The following is a 24,071-nucleotide window of genomic DNA, read 5'->3' as shown; positions in this document are numbered from 1 at the left end:
CTGTCGGCGAACGAGGAGAGGAGCCAGGTGCCCGCATCCCGGCCAGGCGATGCAGTCCTCCGTGTGGTGCTTGAGCTGCTCGAGTCCGGCGGCCACGACGCCGTCCAGATCCGTGAGGTGGTCCGCCGCGCACACGTCTCGCCGCTGACGATCTACAAGCTGTTTCCCAGTCGGGACGAGCTCGTCGTGGCCGCGCTGCAGCAGTGGCTGACGGTCAACAGCTGTGCACCGGTGGCGCCACCAGCCCCCGGCGAATCCCTCTACGACGGCCTGATGCGGGTGTTCCGGCACGTCTTCGAGCCGTGGGAACGCAGCCCGCGCATCCTCGAGGCCTACCACCGGGCGCGGAACGGGCCGGGCGGACGAAAGCTCGACCAGCAGGCCATGGGCGCCATCGAACCTGTTGCGCGCGCCATCCTGGTCGGCGGTGACCCCGACTACATTGACGACATCGGGCTCATCCTCACGAACATGGCCCACGCCGTGGTGGGCCAGTTCGCGAACGGCGAGCTCGACATCACCGCCATTCTCCCGACACTTGAGCGGGCCGTCTTCCGCCTCACCACAAACAACGAGCCCGCTGCGGCCGCGGCACAGACGCGACGGACGCGGCCCGACAGGTACCCCACACCGCCCGCACAGCTCGACCGGCAGGACGCGACCGGCCCGGGCAAGTCACAGCGTTGACGATCCTCGAAGCGGTGGCGGACCGGCCGCCAGCCGATGAACATCGAACTACCTTCTCGGCTGACTGATCTGATCGGAGCGGAGATGACCGACCTTCGACCTGTCCTGCACGTCCCGGCACGTGATGTTCCAGTTCCGACATCGGTGAGCGCCGAGGCGCAGGCGGTCCTCGCGATGCCCCCGATGCAGTCTCCTGGATACCCGCCATTAGATGATCTTGATGGATGGCGAACACTGATCGCCGATCACRACCGGACGATCGGCGCCACGCTCTCAGCGCGGGCAGCCGACGCGCCGGTCCGGACAGAGGAACTCGACCTCGGCCCGTTCCGTGTCCACGACATCACGCCGATCGACCTGTCGACAGACGACGACCGCGTCTATCTCGACATTCACGGCGGTGCCTTCATCTACGGAGCTGGTGAAGCCTGCCGCGCCATGGCGGTCGGCACCGCCACACGCGCTGGCATCCGCGTCTGGGCCGTCGACTACCGGATGCCTCCCGACCATCCGTTCCCTGCGGCACTCGACGACTGCCTTGCCACCTACCGCGCACTGCTGGAGGAATGCCAACCGGAGCGCATCGTCGTCGGCGGATCGTCGGCGGGTGGTAACCTCGCCGCCGCACTCATCCTGCGAGCGCGGGACGAAGGCCTCCCACTACCTGCCGGCGCGGTGCTGAAAACGCCGGTCGTGGACCTCACCGAGTCCGGTGATTCAATCCAGACGAACCTGGGGCTCGACCCACTCCTCCCGCGAAGGTCGATGCCCGCCTTCCTCCTGTACGCGGCAGGTCATGATCTTAAGAACCCCTATGTATCGCCGTTGTTCGGCGACTTCACCAAGGGGTTTGTGTCAACGATTCTCACGACAGGCACGCGTGACCTGCTCCTGTCGGACTCCGTGCGTATGCACCGGGCGCTTCGTGCAGCCGGCGTCGATGCGCACCTTCACGTCACCGAAGCAGGCGGTCATGGCGGGTTCTTCGGCATGGCCCCCGAGGACGATGCGATTCAGCGGGAGATACGCCAGTTCGTCGACTCCAGCACGGGGTGGGGGGCAAAATTTTGATTGGCGGTCTGTTCCTCCAGGATCGATCAGGACGTGTGCTGTACTGAACGAAATAAGGTGCACCTCACGAATTCCGAGTCGCCGTCGGTCAGGTCTAACGGTGTCGGCGTCTGACGGCTGTAATTGCCGACCGGCGAGTTCGCTGGCTACGCCATGAGGAAGATGCCCATGGCACTGGTGAGATGTCCTCGGCGGACTTGGTCAGGTAAGCCGGCCCTGCGGCGCGCAGGGCCGCGAACTGGCCAGCGGGTAGCGCGTCGAGAAGGTGGCCGAAGTCGGCTGATCTCAGTGCGGCCGTGAGACAGCACCCGGTCTAGTGCCGGGTCCCTCGAAGGACGACCTCACCCGCTACCGCGACACCAAGGCCCGGAGGAACTACTCCGGCACCAGCCCGACCACCCGCGCCTCCGGGAAGAAGACGGTCATGCAGGCCCGCTATGCGACCAACTACCGCCTCGCTGACCGCCGTGCACCAGCAGGCCTTCTGGCGGTGATTCTCGGGTGGCGATATCGCCACCCGAGAATCGCAGCTTCAACCATGACGGATTGGCGAATCTGTCGGTGGCGAAAGTTACCCCGAATAGATCGCAGGGAGATCGCCCCGTTGTAGGCTAAACCGTCGACAGGACAGATACCGGTACGCCGAGTGGGGAATATAGACCGACCAGGTCGCTGTCTGTCAGTTCTGGATCGCGCAGAACTGTATGGAACGGAACTCGTCGTTCGTCAATAGGCCAGCCGCGCGACCCCGGAGTAGTCCATGCTTTACCTGCGGACGAGAGTACGCCGAGGAGAACCTCGAGCGAGTGCTGTTGCCGTGACAGAAGTTGGGAACTGTGGGAGATTTCCAGGACGTAGGCCTCGGCTGGTACCCAACTCAGGTCGGTGAGACATTCGTACATGGCGTCCCAGCTGCGACCGTAATAACTGGGGAAGTCCCACTTCTCGCTAAATTCGTCATGCATGTCCGACTCGGTGCTCATGTAAATACCGTTGATGCTCACCAGTMGTACATCGCTACCCGGCTGGTCGGTATCTTCGAGAGGTGCGGGTACTTCTCCGCAGAGAACCCAAGGGGGTTGTGGTGAAAGAAGTATGTGAGGTAGCCGGCTATGGGGCACTTTTGCCTACCTAATCCGCGTGAAGTACTTGTAATGATCGCCAGTATACTAATTGGAAACCAGGCTGCTGGAATGTTGATATAGGTCGGGTCCGGATCTCGGAAGAAGCCTCAGATGATTTCCGGTGTGGCCGGCAGTCGAGCGAATGCCTTCTTGGCGCCGTCGTGTAGTTCGGCGGCGGACTTGTGTGCGCTGTGGTCGTCGACGATGAGGAAAATGGTGCCGTCGATGTCGTGGAGGAGCTGCTTGCAGAATTCGATGAACGTCGCGGACGTGGTCGTACCGTCCAGATGTCGGCTTGGGGTGGCGAAGCGTCGTGCGATGCCGTCGAGGACGGTGCCGAGGCCGGTGGTGAAGGTGGTGCCATCGCGGTCAGGTGCGCGGGCGCGGAGAGCGTGGGCGAGGTGGGGTAAGACGGTGGGGTCGACGGTCCAGGCGGCTGCGGGGTCGAGCTTGAGTGGGGCGACGGCGGCGATGAGCTGTTCGGCGTGGCGGAGCGCGTTTGGTCCGAGGGGGCCGGGGCGGGTGGATGCCTGTGGCGTCCAGGGCCGACAGACGCCGCCCGCGGGGCTGCCCACGGCCAACCTTCGCTCTGTCTACGATCTTTTGTAGTAGATCCTGCTTTGGTGCCGGGTCGCGGACGCTGCCCGGATGTTCCGATGGTCCTGCTTCGCCACGGTGCCCCCGCGCCGTGGATGCTCACCGCTGACCCGGGTGTCTACTACGTCATGTAGTGGTTTACCGTCTGGTTCGGCAACTGACGTCGGACCGCATGCCGGATCCCGCCCGGTCTCGCTGCTCGTTTCGACACGCGGCCCGGGCGGGGCTCCGCGCTCGGCTGGCGAGCTTTCGAGCATCCTCGTCCACTCTCGCGGGAGGCTGCGTGAATCTCGCAACTGTTCTGGTGACCGGCCTGTTCGCGGGTGGTGTGTCCTGCGCCGCGGTGCAGGGCGGCCTGCTGACCGGCCTGATCACCCGGCAGCGTGCGGCAGCGGCGGGGGCAGCCGAGCCGTCCCGTCCCGCGCCTGGGCGTGGTCGCCATTCGGCCCGCCATGCCGTCCGCCGGGATCGGGCCCGTTCCGGGATCCGGTCGGTGCAGGCCGTACGGGAACCGGACTGGCGTGCTCAGCTCGGTGACGACCTCGCGCCGGTCGGCGGGTTCCTGGCCGGGAAGCTTGTCTCGCACGTCCTGCTCGGGGCGTTGCTGGGCGCCGTGGGCGGCGCGGTGGAGCTTTCGGTCGATGCGCGCACCTGGCTGCAGATCGGCGCCGGCCTGCTGATCATCGTGTTCGGTCTCGCCCAGCTGGGCGTGCCGGGGTTCCGCGGCGTCGTCGTCGAGCCGCCGGCCTCGTGGATGAGGGTCGTCCGCAGGCGTGCCCGTTCCCAGGCGGCGCTGGCACCGGCGCTGCTCGGTCTGGCCACCGTGCTCATTCCGTGCGGCGTGACGCTGTCGGTGGAGGCGCTCGCGCTCGCGTCCGGGTCCGCGCTGGCGGGTGCGGCGACGATGGGGGTGTTCGTGCTCGGCACCGGCCCGTTGTTCGCCGTTCTCGGCTACGCCGCCCGCAGGGCCGCGACCGCGTGGCGCAGCAGGCTGGCCGCGGTCACCGGGCTGGTCGTGCTGGCGATGGGGCTCTACACCCTCAACGGCGGCCTGCAGCTCGCCGGTTCGCCGCTGGCCGCCAACCGGCTCGCCGAGGCCGTCGGGCTCTCCCGGGTGCCGGTCGACACGTCGGCCGCGTCGACGGTGGACGGGCGCCAGACCGTGAAGATCACGGCTGATGCCGACTCCTACAGCCCCGGCAACGTCCAGGTGCAGGCAGGTGTGCCCACGACGCTGGTGGTGCACTCGGACAACGCGCAGGGCTGCATCCGGTCGTTTGTCATCCCGGACCGCGACGTCGAGAAGGTCCTGCCGGTCGAGGGCGACACGACGATCGATCTGGGGGCGCTGAAACCCGGGAAGCTGCGCTACGCGTGCGGCATGGGGATGTTCACCGGGGTCATCACCGTCGTCTGACGAGCAGATTGCCTTCGGCTGTACAAGGAGAACGGAGTACCCGACAGTGCCCGCCACCACACACACGTTCCGCGTCGAAGGAATGCACTGTGCCAGCTGTTCGCTGCTCATCGACGACGCTCTGGAGGACCTACCGGGCGTTCGCAGCACCCGGACCACTCTGAAACAGGGACGCACCACGGTCGAGCTGGACCTGAGCCGGAACAGCCCGCGGGACGTGGTCAGAGTGATCGAAGAACTCGGCTACAGGGCCTCGCCGCTGCCGTGACGGACCGGCCAGAACCTGTCGGGCAGGCTGACCGCCCCGGTCCCGGATCGTCCGCTGCCATGACGTCTACCACCAGGAGGCCGGCATGACTGTGCTGTCCTGCGCGACCGGGTGAGCCGGGCAGTGGACGGTCCACCGACCACGCCGCTCGTTATCCGCCGGGCGGCGTTCCACGAGCCATCCAGGCCCGTTCCCGACTCGCCCCTGTTCCAGGCCGAAGCCGAGGGACGGAGACATGCGGGAGGCCGGCGGAGAGCCGAGACCCGGATCATGGCCGACATCGGGGCGCGCAGAATCGTGGCGGCGTTCGCCTCGCTCGGCGCGGCCGCGACTCATGCTGCTGTCGCGCCGAGCCATTTCACCTCCTGGCCGCTGTCGGGCGTTTTCTTCTTCGCGACCGCGGTCTTCCAGGCGGGCTGGGCCCTCGCCGTGATGCGGAGCGCCAGCCGACGGACGGTGGCGACGGGCCTGCTGGTCAACGCGGGGGTGATCCTGGTGTGGGTCCTCAGCCGGACCGCGGGTTTCCCCGTCGGTCCCCATGCCGGTATGCCCGAACAGGTCGACAGGGTCGACCTCACCGCGGTGGCCTTTCAGGCGGCGGTCTGCGTCCTCGCTCTGTGGTCCCTCCGGGCGCGGCACGCGCGTGGGTTCCGTTCCTCGCTCAGCGCGGCTGCCGTGATCGGTGCCGTCGGCGCCGGGGTCACCGGCTTCACCCTGCCCGCGGTCGAACTCGCCGGGTCACACGGTCACGGTGACAGCCACGGCCACGAGATGACAGACGAGTCCGTTCCCCACTCTCACAGTTCGGACGATGATCCCCCGGAGCTCCCACACGACAGCGTGGGTGGGACGACCGGACCGTCGCCCGCGGCAGGCGAAACCCGTGAGCAGGAGCCGCCGTCCCAGCCCGCTCCCAACCACCCCCACCCCCCGGGTACCGCACCTCACGACGACTGAGCATCCCGACGTCCCCGGCTCCACATCCAGCCGCACGCACTGTCTGACCGGGGCGACGGCGGTCGCACCCCGGGCTTCCCACAAGGTACCCCCATGGGGTACCTTGCTCGACGCAAGATACCCCCCATGGGTATCTCGCGAAGGGATGGTGAGGGCGGCCGTCGGCGTCGCGCCCTGCCGAGTCCTGACGCCGATGCCCAGGGCCCCCGAGAGAGGAGCTCCTGATGAGCGAGACCACCTACACCGTGACTGGCATGACCTGCGGGCACTGCGTCGCCTCGGTCACCGAGGAGGTCGGCGACATCCAGGGCGTGACGAACGTGGCGGTGGACCTGAGCTCCGGCGCGGTCACCGTCACCAGCGACCGGCAGGTCGACCCGGCCGAGGTCCGTGCCGCGGTAGAAGAGGCCGGCTACCGGCTCGCCGGGCTGAGGCCGGCGTCCGAAGGAGCTGGTGTGAGGTGAACGCGGCGGTGAAGCTGTCCGCCTTCGGCGCGGCACTCGCCCTGCTCGTCGCAGGGGCTTACGGCGTCGGCATGGCTGTCGGCCCTCCGACCACGGTCGATGCGGGCGTCGACGATGCCTCCGAGGCCACGGCCGCTGAGGTCAGGGCCGCCGTCCCGGAACAGCCGGGCGGGCTGGCATCCAGCGCGGGCGGCTACACCTTCACACCCACTGATTCGAGCTTGACCCCTGGGGCCCGCGAGGACTTCACCTTCCGGATCGTCGGGCCGGACGGAGCTCCCGTCACGGCGTTCGACGTCAGGCACGACAAGCGGATGCACCTGATCCTGGTGCGCCGCGACGGCACCGGGTTCCAGCATGTACATCCRGGCATGACGCCCGAGGGGACCTGGTCGGTCCCGCTCAGCGTGCCCGCCGCCGGCTCCTACCGGGCGTTCGCGGACTTCGCTCCCACCGGCGCGGCGGCCACCACGCTGGGTGTCGACCTGGCCGCCCCCGGTCTGTTCGAGCCGGTCATGCACGTGCCGACCCGCACCGCGGCAGTGGACGGGTATGAGGTGACGCTCGCCGGCGACCTCGTCAGCGGGCGGGCCTCGCCGCTCACCCTGACGGTGCGCCGGGACGGGCGGCCGGTGACGGACCTGGAGCCCTATCTCGGCGCCTACGGGCACCTGGTCGCGCTGCGCGAGGGCGACCTGGCCTACCTGCACGTACATCCCGACGGCGGACCCGGTGAGGGGCCGGCAGGCCCGGACGTCCCGTTCGTCGCAGAGGTGCCCAGCGCGGGCGGCTACCGGCTGTTCCTGGACTTCCAGCACGACGGGGCCGTCCGTACCGTCGAGTTCACCGTGCCCACCGTGCCCACCGTGCCCACCGAGCAGGCCGAGCCCACCGAACCGGCCGCCCGGGACGTCACCGTCACCCCGCCGCCGGCCGGCCATGACGGCGCCGGCCACGGCCACTGACCGGGAGAGGAAGGCTGGCATGAGTGTCACGACGACGAACACGTCCGGCGTCGCGGTCACCGAGATCGAACTCGCGATCGGCGGGATGACCTGCGCGTCCTGCGCGAACCGGGTCGAGCGCAGACTCAACAGGATCGATGGTGTCACCGCCACGGTCAACTACGCCACAGAGAAGGCCCGGGTGAACGCCCCGGGCGGCGTCGATCCGGCCGTGCTGGTGGCCCAGGTCGAGGCGGCCGGCTACACCGCCGAACTGCCCCGGCCGCAGACGGCGGAGCCGGCGGCCGGCGTCCCCGACGCCGAGCCGGACCCGACCCGCCCGCTGCGCCGGCGTCTGGTCGCCAGCGCCGTGCTGGCGGTTCCGGTGATCGCGATGGCGATGGTCCCGGCGCTGCAGTTCACGAACTGGCAGTGGTTCTCGCTGGCTCTGGCGGGCCCCGTCGTGACCTGGGCCGCGTGGCCGTTCCACCGGGCAGCCTGGACCAATCTTCGACACGGCGCGGCGACGATGGACACCCCGATCTCGATCGGTGTCGGCGCCGCGTTCCTGTGGTCGCTGTACGCGCTGCAGTTCGGCACCGCCGGGATGCCGGGGATGGTGCACCCGTTCGAGCTGACCATCGCCCGCGGGGACGGGACGGGCAACATCTACCTGGAGGTCGCCGCCGGAGTCACCACGTTCATCCTCGCCGGCCGCTACTTCGAGGCGCGTGCGAAGCGGCGGGCCGGCGCGGCGCTGCAGGCGCTGCTCGAACTCGGTGCCAAGGACGCCGCGGTCCTGCGCGACGGTACCGAGGTGCGGATCCCGATCGACCAGCTGGCCGTCGGCGACCGGTTCGTCGTCCGGCCCGGCGAACGAATCGCCACCGACGGCACGGTCGAAGAAGGCTCGTCCGCCGTCGACGCCTCGATGCTGACCGGCGAGTCCGTCCCGGTCGAGGTGGCACCGGGCGACGCGGTGACCGGCTCGACGGTGAACGCCGGCGGGCGGCTGGTCGTGCGCGCCATCCGGGTCGGCGCCGACACCCAGCTGGCCCAGATGGCGAAGCTCGTCGAGGACGCCCAGAACGGCAAGGCCGCCGCGCAGCGGCTCGCCGACCGGATCTCCGGTGTGTTCGTGCCGGTCGTCATCGCCCTGGCCGCGGCCACCCTGGCCTTCTGGCTCGGGGCGGGGGCGGGCGCGGCGGCGGCGTTCACCGCCGCGGTCGCCGTCCTCATCATCGCCTGCCCGTGCGCGCTCGGGCTGGCCACGCCGACGGCGCTGCTGGTCGGCACGGGGCGGGGCGCGCAGCTCGGCATCCTGATCAAGGGCCCCGAGATACTCGAATCCACCCGCCGGGTCGACACGATCGTGCTCGACAAGACCGGCACGGTCACGACCGGCCGTATGAGCCTTGTCGAGATCCRCACCGCCGCCGACGTGGACGAGACCGAGGCGCTGCGGCTGGCCGGCGCGTTGGAGAACGCCTCCGAGCACCCCATCGCGGCCGCGATCGTGCGGGCGGCCCGCGACCAGGTCGGCGACCTGCCTGATGTCGACCAGTTCAGCAACGTCGAAGGACTCGGCGTCCACGGCGTCGTCGACGGGCGTGCCGTACTCGTCGGGCGTTCGGCGTTCCTGGCGGACTGGAGCCTGCCGCTGCCGCCGGACCTCGTCGCGGCCAGGGACGCCGCCGAGGCGGGTGGCCGGACCGCCGTCGGCGTCGCCTGGGACGGCGAGGCCCGCGCCGTGCTCGTCGTCGCGGACGTCGTGAAACCGACCTCGGCGCAGGCCGTCGCCCAGCTACGTGGGCTGGGGCTGACCCCGGTACTGCTCACCGGCGACAACACGGCCGCCGCCCGCGCTGTCGCGGCGGAGGTCGGCATCGACGTCGGCCCCGACACCGTCATCGCGGAGGTGCTGCCAGCGGGCAAGGTCGACGTGGTCAAGCGCCTGCAGTCCGAGGGCAAGGTCGTCGCGATGGTGGGCGACGGGGTCAACGACGCCCCCGCGCTCGCGCAGGCCGACCTCGGTCTGGCCATGGGTACCGGCACCGACGTCGCGATCGAAGCCAGCGACCTCACTCTGGTACGCGGCGACCTGCGGGCCGCGGTCGACGCGATCCGGCTGTCCCGCAGGACCCTGGCGACGATCAAAGGAAACCTGTTCTGGGCGTTCGCCTACAACCTCGCGGCGCTGCCCCTGGCCGCGGCTGGCCTGCTGAATCCCATGATCGCGGGTGCGTCGATGGCGTTCAGCTCCGTGTTCGTCGTCGCCAACAGCCTGCGGCTGCGACGGTTCGCCGCACAGGGCGACACGAGAGGCATCTGATCGAGTTGGATGCCCCGGCGCTGGCGGCGAGTCGGTCCCCGTCCCACGGAGAAGGCGGTCATGCGCAGTGGTCTGTCAGGTCGCTCAACGCCGGGATGGTCGTCACCAGCAGGGGGAGAGCCAGCAGCAGGCCGACGAGCAGCACGCGGCCCAGGACCGTGGAGCGAGACAGCGGCGGACGGTCGGCCATGAGACGGATCACCCGCTGGTGTACCGCGGTGTTCGCCATCCCCAGCAGAGGACTGGGAGGAGCGGCGAGCCGCAGCACGGCCTGGGCGACCACGCGTGGGGTGCTGCGGCGCGCCGCGCTGTCGTCGGCGGCGAGTTCGACGAGTCGGCGTAGTTCCTCGTGGCCGACGGCGAACAGCGGCACAGTCGGGAACGCGCGGGCGAGCACGGCTGCCGCCGTGAGGATCAGATGGTGCCTGCCCGTCAGATGAGCGCGTTCGTGGGCGATCACGGCGTCGAGTTCCGCGGGCTGGAGGACACGCAGCGCCCCGCGGGTGACCACGACGGTGCCTCCCTTGCCGGGCAGGCAGAACGCCCCGCGTCTCGTGTGATCCAGGACGTAGATCCCCAGCCGGGGATGGAACCGTCCCAGAAGCCGGACGTCGTGCCGGTGCCGGGCCTGGTCCGCCCACCGGGCATGCGTGACCGCGACACCGACCTGCACGAGCCGGAGCAGCCCCAGCCCGACCAGGCCCAGCCCGACCAGCCGCGGCGCTGTCCACGGCGGAAGGACGGGGAAGGCGTGCTCGGTCCACCCGCACCACTGCACGAGCAGCACCACGATGTCGCCGATCGCGTGCAGGGGCACGACGAGCAGCGCACCGGTCAGCACCGCCATGGACACGACCGACACCGTTCCCGCCAACCAGGTGGCGGCCGCGAGCCGCGGGGTGCGCGACGTCCACGACATGCCACGAAGACAACGCGGAAGGCCCCACGCGACAGCAACCATGTAAAGGATCAGAATCCCGAAAATCATCGTCGCGCAGGGCCCTCGCCGTCATCGCCACGGTTGCCGGCATGCCAGCGCACCGCCTCCCGCAACGTCTCGTACTCGCCGGGATCCATCGCCTCCACGAAGTGGAGCAGCGCCAGACCACGATCGTCAGCCTCCGCGAGCACGGAGCGCATCATCCGTGCCGTGTGCGCGCTGCGGCTCAGGACGGGCTGGTAGTGGTAGGACCGGCCGGAGCGCTCCCGGGTCAGCCAGCCCTTGCGGTACAGCCGGTCCATGACGGTCATGACCGTGGTGTAGGCCAGCACGCGGGTCGGACTGAGCAGTTCCCGGACGTCGCGGACCGCCACCGGACCTCGCGCGGACCACACCCGATCCATGATCGCGRCTTCCAGGTCAGTCAACTGCTCCACACGTTTCCCTTCGACACACTCGCCCGTATGCCATCACAGCTCTCGCTGACGCGGGCGCGGTCCTACCCGGGGCGGGGCCGACCATGCGGCTGCCGGAGACGAATGTGTACCGAGATGGCCTGTGTGTACCGAGATGGCCTGCCGGTCGGCCGGACACGCTGGGGCGAACGTCCCCTGCGCTCCCACGGCGGAGGGCGCACGCTTTGAGGGGCAGGGGCAGGGGCAGGGGCGCGGTGCGGGTCTTACCGCATTGCTGTCACCCCGCCGCTCCGGGAGGTAACTGTGTGATGATGTACTGGAATGATCATGATATCAGTGGTTGGGGCTGGTTCGCCATGTCCATGGGCATGCTGCTGTTCTGGGCTGTGCTCATCACCGGGGCGGTGCTGCTCGTGCGGGCCCTGATCCGCTCCGACGAACGGAGACGTCCTGCAACGCGCTCGTCCAGCGAGCCCGGAGCCGCTCACGGACCAGTCGTACCCTCACCCGAGGAGGTTCTGGCTGGCCGCTTCGCCCGCGGCGAGATCGACGAACAGGAGTACCGCGCCCGCCTGGCGACCCTCCGAGACACCGCCCGCCTCGTCAAACACTGACCGCAGGGCACGCCGGAGCACCGCCTCGAAAACGTGGTGCTCGGCCACGTGGAACCGTGATGGCCATGGCCACGGCCACACACGAAGCCGCCCACACACGAAGCCGCAGAGCCGAGGCTGGGCCTACTACGGGCCGTTCCCGCGCCGTAGCTCACAGGTCCTCTTCGGTGTCGTTTTCCGACACCGAAGAGGGCGTGGTGAGGCTAGAGGGCGCCGCGGTTCCACGGGCCGGTGATCGCGGCCGTGAAGCCGCTGCCCACCTCGACGCCGCCGAACACGTTCACGAACAGGGTCCTGCCGTCGGGGGCGAAGCAGGCGCCCGCGAACTCCGCGCTGCTGAAGTGGTTGACCGCGAACTCGAAGGTCTTCCCGGCCCGGGTCAGGCCGATCAGCCGGTTCACGTCTTCCACGCCGGGCGCCAGCGGGTGCAGGTCCCCGTCGTCGGAGGCGTCGTCCTCGCAGAGCAGCAGGCTGCCCTTCGGGCTGATCGTGATGTTGTCCGGGGAGTCGAGGACGGAGCCGCCGGGGGACTCGAACACCAGACGCAGGCGCCCCCCGTCGGTGTGCCGGCGTCCGCCGCGGGTGCCCTGCCCCTTGCCGGGCTCGTACTCCCAGATCTGGCCGAAGCCCTCGGCGTACCCGTCGGAGTTCACGTCACCGTTCTTGACGTCACCACCGCTGGTCGAGGAGAAGAAGATCGTGCTCTTCGCCGCCCAGATGCCCTCGAGGCGGTTGAACTTCGCGCCGCCCCCGGCCCAGCCCTGCGCGAACACGCTCGTCGCCCCGGGCTTGTCCGCCTCGACGATGGTGTCGGGGTCCGGGTCGTCGATGTCGACCCATTCGACGGGCAGCCAGGCGGAGGCCTTCTGCCCCTGCCGGAGGTCGACCTGCGCGCGGCCCTTGATCGCGAGGATCTGGAGCAGACCGCCCTTCTCCAGCTTGTTCGGGTCGTTCGGGAGGAAGCGGTAGAAGCCGGAGCCGCGGCCGGAGCCGGCGTCCTCGGTCAGGTAGACGAAGCCGGTCCGGTCGTCGACGGCGACTGCCTCGTGGGCGAACCGGCCGAGGGCGGTCAGCGGCACCGCGGGCACGGTCTTCCCCGCGTCGGCGGGGACGAGGTAGGCGTAGCCGTGCTTCTTGTCGTAGCCGTTGGCGGGGCCGGCGATCGTCTCCTCGCAGGTGATCCAGCCCCGTCCGCGGTAGGCGATGCCGCCCGCGCAGTTGACGATGGTGCCGTTGAGTCCGATGTAGTCGTTGACGAGGGTGCGGGTCCTGGGGTCGTAGTCGAGGACCGTGACACCGCCGAACGCCTTCGGGTCGTACTTGGTGGCCGCCGGGCCGGCGACCGAGCCGCTACCGGCCGGCTGGCGGTCCTCCTGGTTGCGGATCAGGCGGACCCTGCCGCCGCGCAGCGCGAAGGCGGCCATCCCGTCATGGCTGGTCCCGTTGAGAGTCCCAGGGTCGCTGACCAGAGGGGTGCCGGTCTTGCCGAACACCACGTAGCTGAACCCGGCGGGCAGCGCCAGGTACGGCTGGCCGGTCGGCTCGTTGGCTGGCACCAGGGGAGACAGCGGGCCGTATCCACCCGCCTGGTCGCTGCCGCCCCGAGCCGGCGACGCTGCCAGCGCGGCGTTGTCCAGTGCCGGCAGCAGCGCCGAGGCCACGACCGCGCCGCCTGCCACGGCCGCTCCGCGTCCCAGCAGAGTCCGCCTGTCCATCGAAGTCACATCCACATCCCTCGTCAGCCCTGCATGACGGTGACCGCCCGCCGTCACCTGTGAAGGAGGTATTGCGCCGAAGGCGGACGGCCACCGCGGCCGACCCTCCCAGTCCTTCTGGTACCGCCGCAGGTGGGAACAGGTGGCATCGATATGAAGGATTCGTTAATAGATCGCGGTCGATGCTTCCCCCGGGAGCCCGCCGGCTGGGGAAACGGTCTGCGCGTCGGACGGAACCGTGGTGGCACGTCGGGTCGGGCGGGGCCGTCCGCTCGGGCCTCGTCGGCGGGCACAGGTGTGGGCCGCCTGGCAGCATTTCGATCGAGATCTTCGCGCCTCCGGCCGCTGGACTCATGAGATGATCTGTGTCGAGGCGGCATGCCTGCTGGAACAGCGGCCACAACGGCCATACCGGCATGTCGTGATCGACGAGGCACAGGACCTCAGCCCGGTGCGGTGGCGCTTCCTGCGGGCGGCGGTCGCGCCAGACGCGGACGACATATTCGTCGCTGGCGATGCCCACCAGCGCATTTACCACAACCGCGTGAGCCTGCGGGAACTCGGCATACCGGTGGTCGTGGTCGGCACCATGCACCGGATGAAGGGGCTGGAGTTCCGGTGCCTGGCGGTTCTTGGCGTCGGCGAGCGCCAGGTTCCCGCCTCGAGCGCGGTAACGCCAGCTGGGGAGGACGAAATCGCGCACGCCCAGGACGTCCAGCGAGAGCGCTGTCTGCTCTTCGTGGCGTGTACCCGGGCGCGGGAGGAGTTGTCGGTCTCCTGGCATGGCCCCCAGAGCCCGTTCCTCGCCCCGTTCGATCCGGCGATCCGCCCCGCGTGATCCGCCCGCGACGGTCGTTCCCGGGTCGTGCTACCGGGGCGCGCCTGCGACAGCGGCCGAGAAGGCCAGGGCCGTCCGCGTGCTGGCTCGGCGCGGTCGCCCGGGCCAACGGGCTGGTTCTCCGTAAACGGACTGGTCCTGGCGCCTGTGCCGGACTAGAAACGAGCGATGACCTTGCCGTCGGAGGAGTCGCCGTCCGAGGAGTTGCTACCGGGCACCCGCCGTGCGTTGCTGCACCGGCTGGCGGTCGGGCAGGCGGAGGGGCGCACGCCCTCGCTGGTCGGCGCGGTCGTGCGCGGCGGCCGGCTGGTCTGGGCCGACGGTCGGAGCATGATCGACGGGCACAGCCCGGACGCCGACGTCCAGTACCGGATCGGCTCGATCACGAAGACCTTTGTCGCGGTGCAGGTCATGCGCCTGCGTGACGAGGGCGTACTGGACCTGGCCGATCCGCTGGACCGTCACCTGCCCGGCACCGCGGCGGGGCCGGGGGCCGGGGCAGGGGCCCTGACGATCGCCCAGCTGCTCGGCCACACCTCGGGCCTCGCGTCCGAGCCGCCCGGTCCCTGGTGGGAACGCACGCCTGGAACGCTGCGGCCACTGCTCGACGACGTGCTCCACGAGCCGGCGGTACGCCATCCGGCGGGCCGCCGCTTCCACTACTCGAACCCCGGGTTCGCGCTGCTCGGAGCGCTGGTCAGCCGGCTGCGCGGACAACCGTGGGGCGACGCGCTGCACGAGGAGGTGCTGGCGCCGCTCGGCCTGACCCGGACCACGCTCTCCCCACAGGCACCGCACGCCGGCGGCTTCGGGGTGCATCCCTGGGCGGATGTGATGGTGCCCGAGCCGTTGGAGGACACCGGTGTGATGGCGCCGGCGGGTCAGCTCTGGTCGACCGCCGCCGACCTGTCCCGCTGGGCCGCGTTCCTGGCGCAGGGCGACAAGGCCGTTCTGAGCGCCGACACCCTCGCCGAGATGCGCCAGCCCGCCTCCGGCCCGGACGAGGCAGACGGCTGGACCACCTCTTACGGACTCGGCCTGCAACTACGACGGCAGGACGGCCGACTGCTGTACGGCCACCTCGGCTCGATGCCGGGGTTCCTGGCCGCCGTTCTGGTGAGTCAGCGCGACGATGTCGCCGCCGTCGTCCTGGCGAACGTGACCGCTGGGCCGGCGGTGGCGCTGATCGCCGCCGACCTGATCCGGATCGTCGCCGAGCACGAGCCGCGCATCCCGGACCCGTGGCGCCCGCTGCCGGCCGTCGATCCAGCGCTTCTGGCGCTCACCGGCCTGTGGCACTGGGGCCCGTCGCCACACCTGCTGCATCTGCGCGCCGACCGTGGGCTCGAGCTCATCCCGCAGAGCCAGACGGGCCGTGGCGCCCGTTTCCGTGCTGAGGCGGACGGCACCTGGACCGGGCTGGACGGGTACTACGCGGGTGAGACACTGCGCGTCGTCCGCGCACCGGACGGCGCGGTCAGCCACCTGGACATCGGCACCTTCGTGTTCTCCCGCACGCCCTACGACCCGGACGCGGACATCCCCGGCGGCCTCGACCCGGGCGGCTGGCGGACATACTGACCCGTGTTCCAGGAGCACGGTCCGAGCGTCCGGGCCAGACCGCGGCCGCCAGGCGCACGCGCGGCTCCCACGGTTCCAGGAATGCGGATCAGCGGGCAACGGTGGCTTCGGCCAGTTCGATGACGCCGTGGATGTAGAGGACGACCGCGGCGGTGCTGGCCCAGCACAGCATCGTCGCGACCGCCAGCAGGACACCCGCCCGGGTCTGGCGGAGCAGCGGATCGAGCAGGTCATGCACCCGGTCGACGACATGATCGTGGGCGGCACCGAGACCGTGGGGATGATCGTGGGCGGCGCCGGGGCGGTGAGGCGGCGCCGCGGGCCGGCCGAGCGCGGCCCGGCCCAGCGCGTGGGCCACCGTGGACGGGTCACCGACCGCGCGGACCGCGGCGGCATCCGCCCACCGCTCGATCGCATGGTCGACGGCGGGGGCGATCAGTGCCGTCAGGGGGTTGGCCGCGGCGGCGAGGCGGGTCAGCTGGGCGTAGCGGTGGTGGTGGTGACGCAGGTGGGCCTGCTCGTGTGCGAGCAGCGCCCGACGCTGCGGCCCGGTCAGCAGGCGCAGAATGCCGGTGGAGACGACGACGCGTCGGTTGCGGCCAGGAACGGCGTAGGCGTGCGCGGCGGTGTCGTCGACGATCGCCAGTCCGCCCACCGCGGGCAACGCCGCGGCCGCGGCCGCGGTCCGGCGCGCGCCCACCACGACCCGGATGAGGTGGACGCCGGTCCGGCCGAGCAGGATGACCGCCAGCGCCCCTGTGGCCAGGCCGGCCGCGTGGGGAATCGGCAGCGTCGCGCGCAGGATCGGGGTCGACCAGTCGTGCGGGTGCGCCGCGGGAAAAAGATCAACCGTGCCGAGGTACGCGGACAGCGACAGCATCGTCTCGACGGCCACCGACACCGTCACCGCGAATGTGGTGAGGAGCACGGTCGCCGCCACCGGCGGGAGGTATCGGGCCGCGTCCGCCGCGGCCCTGCTCCCGGCGAGGCCGACGACAGCCGGAAACAGGGCCAGGGCGAGCAGGAACACCAGAGTGAGCGTCGTCATCTCGGTCTCCGGTTCCGGGTGTCCGGTCCCGGCGGCTTCTCGTCGGGCTCGGAGTGTCGGGCGAGCAGGTCCCGCAGGATCTGTTCGGAGTCTTCGTCCAGGCTGTCGACGAACCGGGACAGCACCGTAGCGCGATCGACGCCGGCGTCGAGCAGCTTCTGCATCTGGCGCGCGGTGAGCCCGGCCTGGGTTTCGGGCAGGCTGCCGACCAGCTGGTAGGCGTAGCGGAGCTCCGCTCGGCCAACAGGACGAGTTCGACCCGTTGGACTTCGCGGCGAAGGACTCCGCCGGAGAGCTGGTCGTCGACTCCAAGGCCCACGTACGGCTCGCCCACCCGACCCAGAACAACGGCGCCGTGATCCTGCACCGTGGCTACTCCTTCACCAACGGCACCGACAACCTCGGCCGCCTCGACGCCGGGCTGTTCTTCATCGCCTACCAGCGGGACCCGCGGACCCAGTTCGTCACAATTCAGAAATCACTGGCCGGCAGGTCCAACGACGCGCTCAACGAATACATCCAGCACGTCGGCAGCGGCCTGTACGCCTGCCCGCCGGGCGTCCAGCCAGGACAGTACTGGGGCCAGAAGCTCTTCGCCTGACAACACGGTCGACTCGGCCGGCCTGTCCGTCGCGCACCGCCGTCGTTCTCGATGACCGCTTCTGGGTCGACCGCCGGGATCCGGGCCCGTCTCCACGGCCATCTCCTCTCGCTGCTCGCCGGGTGTCAGGCTTTGCGGGCGATGGCCCCGTATCCGCCGACCTCGGCGTCGGTCACGCCGGTTGGCGTGTCGTCGTCGGGGCGCCAGCGGTGCAGGAGCTGCACCCCGGGGTCGACGAGGTCCAGACCGTCGAAGAAGCGGACGACCTCGGAGTGGGTACGTGGCCGGGCGGGGATTCCCTGCTTCCGGTAGATCTCGGCGAGCCGTTCCACCTCCTGCGGGGCGAAGTCGGGTGTGACGTGGGTGAGCGTCAGGGTGCTGCCGGCGGGAAGGGCGTCCATGAGGGTGCCGACGATGCCGTAGGGGTCGTCGGAATCCGGAATGAAGTGGAAGATCGCGACGAGGGACAGCGCGACCGGTTGTGTCAGGTCGAGGGTGTCAAGCAGTTCCGGTGCGCGCAGGATCCGGGCCGGGTCGCGGATGTCGGCGTCGAGGTAGGCGGTTGCGCCCCTGTGGGCTGCTGGTCAGCAGGGCGCGGGCGTGGGTGAGCACGATCGGGTCGTTGTCCGCGTACACCACTCTTGCCTCGGGGGTGATCCCCTGCGCGACCTCGTGGAGGTTCGGGCTGGTGGGAATGCCGGTGCACTAACTTCACGAAGTACACCGAACAGTGTGAGCCATGCCACACGCCCTTGGGGGTCGGTCCTCCGGCGTCTACGTGGCGGGGTCCGGTGGCCGGAGGTCTGTTCGGGCGCCGCGTCCGGGCCGGTTCGCGAGCCACGCCGTGATCGTGCTCGTCCGCCAGCGGGGCCGGTCGGATACCTCGGTGTTGTCCGGCTCGGGTAGACGTCCCTGGGCGCGGTAGCCGCGCAAGGTTGATGCCTTGATCCCGGCGAGTCCTGAGATCTCCGCGTAGCCGATCAGGGGGTCGTCCTCCACGGGGGAATACTAGCGTTCACCCCAACTTTCCAGCGCCTAGCTGTATTGTTGTGGGTGTTGGCGGTTCCGGCGGGTGAGCCAACACCCACCGGAACCTTGATCACTGCCTGCGTTCACAGGAGAGTGACCCGTGACCAGTATTCCGCCTTCGTCTGGCCGTGGCGGCTGGGATGCCTACCGGGGTCGACCGTTCGTCGCTGTCGACCCCCGACCGGACAGCGTCTTTGACGTGACGGTGTCCTCGGGTGCCTTGTTGCGTGACTTCATCGACGTGACGGCGACGCTGCCGAGCATCGTCTACGTCGATCACCGGCCGGTCACGCGGGGCGGTACGGATGTGACGCTGATCTTCCGCTCGATGCGTGAGGGCGGGTCCGGCGTCGGTGGCGGCTGGGTTCCCCCCGACACACCTGCCGGTCCTGCCGCGTGGACGTCGTACCAGGACTCTCTGCACAGGCTTCTGCTGGCGGCGCCGAACGGTCCGACCGGTGAGCGGCTCGTCGGTGAGCTGGTCTACCTCGACCCCCGGTCGGTCGTCGCGCTGGCAGACATCCTCTGCCGTCGTCGTCCCGCGCGGGCGTAAGCCTGCGTGATTCTGCTGGTGGCCGGCATCCTACGGACTGGGATGCCGGCCACTTTGGTGATCAACGGGTTTCCTCTTTCCCAGACCCCTGGCTGAGCTGATCTCCTCCGTCGGGCGGGCAGGCTGCGCCTTACCCCGGGTTCTCCTGGCCGTGCAAGAGCGTCGACGCTCCGGCCGTGCCTGCTGGGTGCTGTGCGCTCTTGCACGGTCGGGAGGTTCTGGGGTAACCCCTCGGGTGTCCGACCGACGGAGGCGATCAGCGGTCCCGTGCCCCCCGGCTCCTGGTGACCTGCGGCGGTTCTTCCCCCTCCTCCGGAGCGGTGGCCGGGGTCGAGGGGCGGAGCCCCCGTGTTCTGGACATGCACCGTCGGACGTTCCAGCAGCCTGGTTGTTGCCGTGACACGTGCGACGCTCCGACGCGCCGAATGGGCGGCCGGTCCGACGCGCCGATGGGGTGCCGACCGGAGGGAGGCGGGGCCCCGTCGCGCGCGGTCGGGCCGGACGGGGCCCCGTTCGGCGTGGCGCGTGCGGCGCCCTGGCCTCGGCGTTCTGGCTGGTCAGCGTGGTGGTTGGCGCCCCGAAGGGGCGCCCTTGAACCCGTACAGAACATTAGCGACGATCTTGGTGAACCTATTCAATATCACGCCTCGCTATCGGATGACTACCGAAGGGTAGGGGTAGTGTTGGTGAGATGGTCGCGGATGCGGATTCTGATYGTCTCGTGGATCTGTAGGCGCTCGATGTCGTCGATTGGGAAAAAGTCAACGTCGGTGGACTCGTCGCTGATGGTGAGGGTGCCGCCRGTGATGGTGCAGGCGCAGCAGATGTTGAACTGCTGGCGGACTTCGCCGTTGTCGTAGGCGAAGACGTGCGCGGGGTCGGAGTAGATGCCGACGATGCGGGTGATGGCGACGTCGAAGCCAGTCTCTTCCTTGACCTCGCGAATGACGCACTCAGCGAAGGTCTCACCAATGTCCATGGTGCCGCCTGGGAGCGCCCAGTTGCCTGAGTCGGTGCGTCGTTGCAGAAGGATGCGGCCGTCCTTGTCGGTGACGATGGCGGATCCTCCGACAACAAGGGAGTTCGCTGTGGGCGCGTTGGGGTCGTGGTAATAGTCGGTCCGGCCCATCTCTAGATCTCCTGTTCGGGGTAGGCGGTGGGGCTCTGGGTCGTGGTGGGGGCGGTCCAGATGGCTTCGAACTGGTGGGCGTAGGACTCGAAGATTCCGGCGGGGCCGAGCCGCTTGAGGTGCAGCAGCGGATGTTGGAAGCCGTGAAGCCGGTAGAGGTACGGGGTGACGAGCATCTGGTCGTCGAAACGGTAGATGGCGTTGTAAAGCGGCAAGCGGTGGTAGCGCAGTTCGACCCCGGGGTTGTCGAGTAGGGGTTCAAAGTGGCGGACGGTGGAGCGAATACGTCCGGATAGCGTGCCGTCGAGTCCTTCAAGGTCGTCGCGGATCGCGGTTTCGGGACAGTAGGGGTCAGCAAGCAGGATTCGGACCTGTAGGCCGTCGGCACACTTGTCGGTGAGCAATTCTGGAAGGTCAGGGTGCTGCTCGGGAAAGAACAGCATCGCGTATCCGAGCAGGTCAACGCAGGTGGTGGCGCGGTCGAGCATCCGGGACCAGAGTTGAACCGGGGTGTCGGCGCGTCGCGCGTAGGCCGACATGATCTCCGCGGTGGCAGCGGTTCCTGAGGCGTTAGCGATCGCGATCTCTGGCCAGAGGTCCTGTTCGGAGCAGCCGAGTGCGTCGGACGCCTTCCACCGGTGACGTGGGTGGGGAAGGCGTCCCTTCAACCAACGCTGCACTGTCTTGGGGTCGACGCCGACGGATCGCGCAAGGGATTCGACCTCCACACCGTTTGCTGCCATCGCCACTCGCAGACGCTCGCTTGTTCCCTGAGCCGACATGTTCACACCCTCCTGACGGGACGTTCCGGACGGCATTCTAGGCGTCCCAAACGTCCCCGATGGGTGGTAGGGACGTCCCGGCGTGGCGTCGACCCTTGTTCTCACGGTTCTGGTCGGGCTTGGGGTCGTCCCCCCGGCTGGAGCCGCGCGAGTGGGAGGCACGGCGTCTTGGCCTGCCGGTGTAGGAGAGGCGCCGTGTCTCCTGGTGGTCTCGGGTGGGGCGTCGTTAGGGCGACACATCCAATGCCCTGCCTGGGGCTGCCGCTTTCTCTGTCCGTGTTCGTCGTGGGGAGGTGATGCGGGGTGGATGGGTGGATGCGGGAGTGGTCGGCCGGCTTGGACTTTGAGGTGCCGGCGTATGGCCGGGAGCGGCTGGTGTGGCGTCGGGCGTCGGGGGCGGGTGAGGCGGCGGTGGAGGTCGCGCCGTTGGCGTTCGCGTCGGCGTCGGTCGGGGTGGGGGTGGTGCTGCGTCAGGCCGGTTCCCCGGATGGTCCGGCGTTGCTGTTCTCGATGGCCGAGTGGCGGGCGTTCCTGGCCGGGGTGGGTGACGGGGAGTTCAACGATTTAACGGATACGGGGAGGTCCGATGAGCAGCAGTGACGATCGTGAGGACGACGGTGAGGAGGAGGACCACGACGCCGGGGAGGACGAATACGCCTATGACGATGACGATGACCCGTGGTGGTATGCGCAGGACGGCCAGCGTTCCCACGTCGGCGTGGCCAGTGACCGCTCGGGGGGTGGTCACTCCGCCGGGGGTGTGGGCGTTGGTGGTGCCGGGGGTGCGGGTGGTCGCGCCGTTCGTCGACGCCGCCGATGCGACGCGGTGTGCGCTCGACCTGGGGTTACGCCCGGAGGAGTACATGGCGCTGCCGTTCGTCGGGCTGGGTCGGATCGTCATCTTGTGATGCCGGTGCGGCGGTCGAGGTGGGGCCGGTGAGCGGGCTCGCGGTGGCGGATACGTCGCGCTGGGAGTTCGAGGTGGGTGGGTTGCCGGAGCTGCGGATCGGCTACCACGACGGGCTGATCGTCGGTCTGCTCCCGAAACCGCTGCACGCCGACTCTGACGATCAAGAGATGTTGCTGTGCGACGTGTTGGACGTCGACCCGGATGTGATGGTCGGGGCGGGGATCGGGGTAGCGCAACTGTCGACGGTGGGCCTGGTGCTGCTGCACCGCAGGGTCACCCCGTTGAAACAGTCCCGGGTGGCGTGGGCGGTCGGTACCCGTGTGCGGCGGCAACGGCTCGTCGCGGGTGCGGACCCTCGGATCGTGATGACCGGGGCCCGTCCCCCGTCAGATGTCGTCCCGGCCGGGGTGAGCTTCTCCAGCTACCGGGTACGGCTGCGTGACGGTGATGCCGTGTCGGAGGTCGAGGTCTGGGAGGTGATGTTCCCGTTCCGGGACCTGATGGCGCAATCCTGACCTGATGTGATCTGCACGGGCTGACGGCCCCGAACCTGTTCCGGCTTCCCCTCGCCGGCGGTTCGGGGTCGTCGTCGTATTCGCTGGTTTCATCCGGCCTGGGCCGGTATAGTGGGTGATGGCAGTCGAGGGCAGCGACCCTGCGCCATATTCAATCTCATCTTTGTACGGCAGTACGCCACATGTCGGGCTGTCCACATGCGAGCCGCCTGGGAGCGGCACGGACGGGCTCGGGCTGCTGCACCTTGGGTCACGCGTTTGCGTGGTCTGTTCCGGTCGTGTTGACGTTCCGTCTGGGGTGGTGCAGGTGTGCCGGTGGCGTGTGCTGTCGTGGTGTCGGGTGGTTCGGGTTCGAAGCGGGTAGGCCGCTGCGGCGGCTGACGCTCCCCGGGCTTCCCGTTCCTTTTTCGTGCCGTTGCGGTGCCGGTCTCGTGCCGGCTTCGCTGCCCTTTCGCATGCCATCTGCGCTGCCAACTATTAGCACGGTTTTGTGTGTGGCATTGTGCAGGTGTTTCGGTGTGGGATGGGTGTACGGCGGATGGCCCGTCGGGTATGTGTCGGCTGTTCCCGTTCCTTTTCCGTTCCTGCCGTAACCGTGCGGTGCCCGTGCTGGCCTGTGTTCTTTTCCGGGCTGGTCGGGGTGTCGTGCGGGTGAAAGGACGCGGTGAATCCCGTGACCCTGGGCGTGAGCCTGCCCGAAAACCGGCCGGTCGCTGGTGATTGTTCCCGACCGATCCGCCTGACCGGCCATGTTGATCACATCGATACCGCGACCGGTGAGATCCGCCGGGCGTTCACCAGTTCGGATCAGCCCGGCGGGGTTCTGCATGTGCGGTGCAACAACCGGCGGGAGTCGGCCTGCCCGGCCTGCTCGGCGGTGTACAAGCGGGACGCGCGGCGGCTCGTCCTGGCGGGCCTGGCGGGCGGCAAGGGTGTCCCGGAGACGGTCACCGGGCATCCGGCGTGGTTCGTCACGCTGACCGCGCCGTCGTTCGGGCCGGTGCATTCCCGTCGTCAGCAAGGCGGGAAGACCGGTCCGGTGCGGGCCTGTCACCCCCGGCGGGGCACCTGTCCGCATGGTCGGCCGGCGGGCTGCCATGAACGGCATCGTGAGGATGATTCCCGGCTCGGCGCACCGATCTGCGCGGACTGCTACGGCTACGGCCGGACGGTGGTGTGGAACGCGCTCGTGCCCCGGCTGTGGAAGGCCACCCGCGACGCCACCGAATCGGCGGTAGCGGCGGCTGCCGGGCTGACGGTGGCGGGGTTGCGGCGGGCGGTGCGGCTGTCGTTCGTCAAGGTCGCGGAGATGCAGGCACGTGGGGTGGTGCATCTGCATGTGGTGGTGCGGGTCGACGGGCCGGACGGTCCCGGCTCGGCTCCTCCGGAGCGGAATCCGTCAAGCTGTTTGAGGCGAGTTGCTCGCAGATTTAGTTACCCGGCCTGGTCCGACTGGTCTGGCTCGTCACCGTCCTGCTGGGGTCGGTTGATCCACGCCGGTGTGGGGAGCTTCGGTGGGGTCGGTGGCCGGTGGACGAA

General features: G+C 69.3%; 26 protein-coding genes and 3 pseudogenes. 18 read left to right on the top strand and 11 right to left on the bottom strand.

From position 1 onward, the window contains the following. Nucleotides 1-27 precede the first annotated feature (27 nt). The 3 genes and pseudogenes from BBK14_RS30570 to BBK14_RS43055 all read left to right on the top strand — a co-directional run. Entirely contained in the window at nucleotides 28-687 is a 660-nt protein-coding gene (locus BBK14_RS30570; RefSeq protein WP_071066633.1) for a TetR/AcrR family transcriptional regulator, read from the top strand. 36 nt (nucleotides 688-723) lie between these two features. Further along, on the top strand, nucleotides 724-1,758 hold the full coding sequence (locus BBK14_RS30565; RefSeq protein WP_338045526.1) for an alpha/beta hydrolase: 1,035 nt from the start codon (nucleotides 724-726) through the stop codon (nucleotides 1,756-1,758). A gap of 334 nt (nucleotides 1,759-2,092) precedes the next feature. Beyond that, a pseudogene (locus BBK14_RS43055) lies at nucleotides 2,093-2,243 on the top strand (IS110 family transposase); the annotation flags it as partial. 126 nt (nucleotides 2,244-2,369) lie between these two features. On the opposite strand, the gene BBK14_RS36180 reads toward BBK14_RS43055, so the two are convergent. Both BBK14_RS36180 and BBK14_RS30560 read right to left on the bottom strand, forming a co-directional pair. Next, nucleotides 2,370-2,762: a barstar family protein gene (locus BBK14_RS36180; protein WP_083391360.1), complete on the bottom strand. Its 393-nt coding sequence runs from the start codon at nucleotides 2,760-2,762 to the stop codon at nucleotides 2,370-2,372. A gap of 227 nt (nucleotides 2,763-2,989) precedes the next feature. Next, nucleotides 2,990-3,457 carry a hypothetical protein gene (locus tag BBK14_RS30560; protein WP_071066632.1) on the bottom strand — a complete coding sequence of 156 codons (468 nt, stop codon included), beginning with the start codon at nucleotides 3,455-3,457 and terminating at the stop codon, nucleotides 2,990-2,992. Nucleotides 3,458-3,762: 305 nt separating this feature from the next. Between BBK14_RS30560 and BBK14_RS30555 the strand changes: the two genes are divergently transcribed. From BBK14_RS30555 to BBK14_RS30530, 6 genes are all read left to right on the top strand, one after another. Continuing rightward, a complete protein-coding gene (locus BBK14_RS30555) occupies nucleotides 3,763-4,896 on the top strand; it encodes an urease accessory protein UreH domain-containing protein (RefSeq protein WP_071066631.1) in 1,134 nt (377 codons plus the stop codon). Between the two features lie 46 nt (nucleotides 4,897-4,942). Then, on the top strand, nucleotides 4,943-5,164 hold the full coding sequence (locus tag BBK14_RS30550; protein ID WP_071066630.1) for a heavy-metal-associated domain-containing protein: 222 nt from the start codon (nucleotides 4,943-4,945) through the stop codon (nucleotides 5,162-5,164). Nucleotides 5,165-5,434: 270 nt separating this feature from the next. Continuing rightward, the gene (locus BBK14_RS30545) at nucleotides 5,435-6,121 is read left to right on the top strand and encodes a hypothetical protein (RefSeq protein WP_071066629.1); all 687 of its coding nucleotides are present in this window, start codon (nucleotides 5,435-5,437) and stop codon (nucleotides 6,119-6,121) included. 224 nt (nucleotides 6,122-6,345) lie between these two features. After that, entirely contained in the window at nucleotides 6,346-6,585 is a 240-nt protein-coding gene (locus tag BBK14_RS30540; RefSeq protein ID WP_071066628.1) for a heavy-metal-associated domain-containing protein, read from the top strand. After that, a complete protein-coding gene (locus BBK14_RS30535; protein WP_071066627.1) occupies nucleotides 6,582-7,550 on the top strand; it encodes a hypothetical protein in 969 nt (322 codons plus the stop codon). The genes BBK14_RS30540 and BBK14_RS30535 overlap by 4 nt, the downstream gene beginning before the upstream one ends. A 19-nt stretch (nucleotides 7,551-7,569) precedes the next feature. Beyond that, nucleotides 7,570-9,861, top strand: a complete 2,292-nt coding sequence (locus tag BBK14_RS30530; protein WP_071066626.1) for a heavy metal translocating P-type ATPase — start codon at nucleotides 7,570-7,572, stop codon at nucleotides 9,859-9,861. A gap of 58 nt (nucleotides 9,862-9,919) precedes the next feature. Here the strand turns inward: BBK14_RS30530 and BBK14_RS30525 are convergent, their stop codons facing one another. Beyond that, nucleotides 9,920-10,780, bottom strand: a complete 861-nt coding sequence (locus BBK14_RS30525; protein ID WP_241831977.1) for a M56 family metallopeptidase — start codon at nucleotides 10,778-10,780, stop codon at nucleotides 9,920-9,922. 65 nt (nucleotides 10,781-10,845) lie between these two features. Then, nucleotides 10,846-11,238, bottom strand: a complete 393-nt coding sequence (locus tag BBK14_RS30520) for a BlaI/MecI/CopY family transcriptional regulator (RefSeq protein WP_071066624.1) — start codon at nucleotides 11,236-11,238, stop codon at nucleotides 10,846-10,848. 287 nt (nucleotides 11,239-11,525) lie between these two features. Between BBK14_RS30520 and BBK14_RS30515 the strand changes: the two genes are divergently transcribed. Further along, nucleotides 11,526-11,831, top strand: coding sequence for an SHOCT domain-containing protein (locus tag BBK14_RS30515; protein WP_071066644.1), 306 nt, complete (start codon nucleotides 11,526-11,528; stop codon nucleotides 11,829-11,831). Nucleotides 11,832-12,034: 203 nt separating this feature from the next. On the opposite strand, the gene BBK14_RS30510 is transcribed toward BBK14_RS30515, so the two are convergent. Further along, a complete protein-coding gene (locus BBK14_RS30510) occupies nucleotides 12,035-13,546 on the bottom strand; it encodes an alkaline phosphatase PhoX (RefSeq protein WP_071066623.1) in 1,512 nt (503 codons plus the stop codon). A gap of 232 nt (nucleotides 13,547-13,778) precedes the next feature. On the opposite strand from BBK14_RS30510, the pseudogene BBK14_RS30505 reads away from it, so the two are divergent. Both BBK14_RS30505 and BBK14_RS30500 read left to right on the top strand, forming a co-directional pair. Next, a pseudogene (locus tag BBK14_RS30505) lies at nucleotides 13,779-14,384 on the top strand (3'-5' exonuclease); the annotation flags it as partial. Nucleotides 14,385-14,552: 168 nt separating this feature from the next. Next, complete coding sequence (locus tag BBK14_RS30500; RefSeq protein ID WP_071066621.1) at nucleotides 14,553-15,965, top strand: serine hydrolase domain-containing protein; 1,413 nt, start codon at nucleotides 14,553-14,555, stop codon at nucleotides 15,963-15,965. 88 nt (nucleotides 15,966-16,053) lie between these two features. Here the strand turns inward: BBK14_RS30500 and BBK14_RS30495 are convergent, their stop codons facing one another. Both BBK14_RS30495 and BBK14_RS40920 read right to left on the bottom strand, forming a co-directional pair. Next, nucleotides 16,054-17,013, bottom strand: a complete 960-nt coding sequence (locus BBK14_RS30495; protein WP_071066620.1) for a M56 family metallopeptidase — start codon at nucleotides 17,011-17,013, stop codon at nucleotides 16,054-16,056. Continuing rightward, complete coding sequence (locus BBK14_RS40920) at nucleotides 17,010-17,177, bottom strand: hypothetical protein (RefSeq protein WP_241831975.1); 168 nt, start codon at nucleotides 17,175-17,177, stop codon at nucleotides 17,010-17,012. The genes BBK14_RS30495 and BBK14_RS40920 overlap by 4 nt, the downstream gene beginning before the upstream one ends. A 98-nt stretch (nucleotides 17,178-17,275) precedes the next feature. On the opposite strand from BBK14_RS40920, the gene BBK14_RS30485 reads away from it, so the two are divergent. Further along, nucleotides 17,276-17,614, top strand: coding sequence for a Dyp-type peroxidase (locus BBK14_RS30485; protein WP_071066619.1), 339 nt, complete (start codon nucleotides 17,276-17,278; stop codon nucleotides 17,612-17,614). Nucleotides 17,615-17,739: 125 nt separating this feature from the next. On the opposite strand, the pseudogene BBK14_RS30480 reads toward BBK14_RS30485, so the two are convergent. Continuing rightward, nucleotides 17,740-18,316: pseudogene (locus BBK14_RS30480) on the bottom strand (SAM-dependent methyltransferase); the annotation flags it as partial. Nucleotides 18,317-18,388: 72 nt separating this feature from the next. Continuing rightward, a complete protein-coding gene (locus BBK14_RS30475) occupies nucleotides 18,389-18,613 on the bottom strand; it encodes a helix-turn-helix transcriptional regulator (protein WP_071066618.1) in 225 nt (74 codons plus the stop codon). Between the two features lie 229 nt (nucleotides 18,614-18,842). Between BBK14_RS30475 and BBK14_RS36175 the strand changes: the two genes are divergently transcribed. Further along, nucleotides 18,843-19,196: a hypothetical protein gene (locus BBK14_RS36175; protein WP_083391358.1), complete on the top strand. Its 354-nt coding sequence runs from the start codon at nucleotides 18,843-18,845 to the stop codon at nucleotides 19,194-19,196. A 661-nt stretch (nucleotides 19,197-19,857) separates the two neighbouring features. On the opposite strand, the gene BBK14_RS30465 is transcribed toward BBK14_RS36175, so the two are convergent. Both BBK14_RS30465 and BBK14_RS30460 read right to left on the bottom strand, forming a co-directional pair. Then, nucleotides 19,858-20,325 (bottom strand): NUDIX domain-containing protein, encoded by a 468-nt coding sequence (locus BBK14_RS30465; RefSeq protein ID WP_071066617.1) that lies wholly within the window; start codon nucleotides 20,323-20,325, stop codon nucleotides 19,858-19,860. 2 nt (nucleotides 20,326-20,327) lie between these two features. Further along, entirely contained in the window at nucleotides 20,328-21,113 is a 786-nt protein-coding gene (locus tag BBK14_RS30460; RefSeq protein WP_198541480.1) for a helix-turn-helix domain-containing protein, read from the bottom strand. Between the two features lie 309 nt (nucleotides 21,114-21,422). Between BBK14_RS30460 and BBK14_RS30455 the strand changes: the two genes are divergently transcribed. The 4 genes from BBK14_RS30455 to BBK14_RS30440 form a co-directional block, all read left to right on the top strand. After that, on the top strand, nucleotides 21,423-21,707 hold the full coding sequence (locus BBK14_RS30455) for a DUF397 domain-containing protein (RefSeq protein ID WP_071066616.1): 285 nt from the start codon (nucleotides 21,423-21,425) through the stop codon (nucleotides 21,705-21,707). After that, nucleotides 21,704-22,015 carry a hypothetical protein gene (locus tag BBK14_RS30450; protein ID WP_241831974.1) on the top strand — a complete coding sequence of 104 codons (312 nt, stop codon included), beginning with the start codon at nucleotides 21,704-21,706 and terminating at the stop codon, nucleotides 22,013-22,015. The genes BBK14_RS30455 and BBK14_RS30450 overlap by 4 nt, the downstream gene beginning before the upstream one ends. Nucleotides 22,016-22,043: 28 nt before the next feature. Then, nucleotides 22,044-22,532: a hypothetical protein gene (locus BBK14_RS30445; protein ID WP_071066615.1), complete on the top strand. Its 489-nt coding sequence runs from the start codon at nucleotides 22,044-22,046 to the stop codon at nucleotides 22,530-22,532. 673 nt (nucleotides 22,533-23,205) lie between these two features. Continuing rightward, nucleotides 23,206-24,071, top strand: an 866-nt coding sequence (locus BBK14_RS30440; protein ID WP_420849204.1) for a replication initiator, incomplete at its 3' end; no start/stop codon positions are given.

The sequence above is a fragment of the Parafrankia soli genome, assembly GCF_001854695.1.
GTDB classification, from domain to species: domain Bacteria; phylum Actinomycetota; class Actinomycetes; order Frankiales; family Frankiaceae; genus Parafrankia; species Parafrankia soli.
This window is presented reverse-complemented; position numbering and strand designations above follow the sequence as displayed.

What these genes read in the sequence shown, in the direction of transcription:
- BBK14_RS30525 (WP_241831977.1), bottom strand. Translation starts at nt 10,780, where the DNA reads ATGTCGTGGACGTCGCGCACCCCGCGGCTCGCGGCCGCCACCTGGTTG.
- BBK14_RS30510 (WP_071066623.1), bottom strand. Translation starts at nt 13,546, where the DNA reads ATGGACAGGCGGACTCTGCTGGGACGCGGAGCGGCCGTGGCAGGCGGC.
- BBK14_RS30500 (WP_071066621.1), top strand. Translation starts at nt 14,553, where the DNA reads ATGACCTTGCCGTCGGAGGAGTCGCCGTCCGAGGAGTTGCTACCGGGC.
- BBK14_RS30515 (WP_071066644.1), top strand. Translation starts at nt 11,526, where the DNA reads ATGATGTACTGGAATGATCATGATATCAGTGGTTGGGGCTGGTTCGCC.
- BBK14_RS30540 (WP_071066628.1), top strand. Translation starts at nt 6,346, where the DNA reads ATGAGCGAGACCACCTACACCGTGACTGGCATGACCTGCGGGCACTGC.
- BBK14_RS30545 (WP_071066629.1), top strand. Translation starts at nt 5,435, where the DNA reads ATGGCCGACATCGGGGCGCGCAGAATCGTGGCGGCGTTCGCCTCGCTC.
- BBK14_RS40920 (WP_241831975.1), bottom strand. Translation starts at nt 17,177, where the DNA reads ATGCAGAAGCTGCTCGACGCCGGCGTCGATCGCGCTACGGTGCTGTCC.
- BBK14_RS30495 (WP_071066620.1), bottom strand. Translation starts at nt 17,013, where the DNA reads ATGACGACGCTCACTCTGGTGTTCCTGCTCGCCCTGGCCCTGTTTCCG.
- BBK14_RS30455 (WP_071066616.1), top strand. Translation starts at nt 21,423, where the DNA reads ATGCGGGAGTGGTCGGCCGGCTTGGACTTTGAGGTGCCGGCGTATGGC.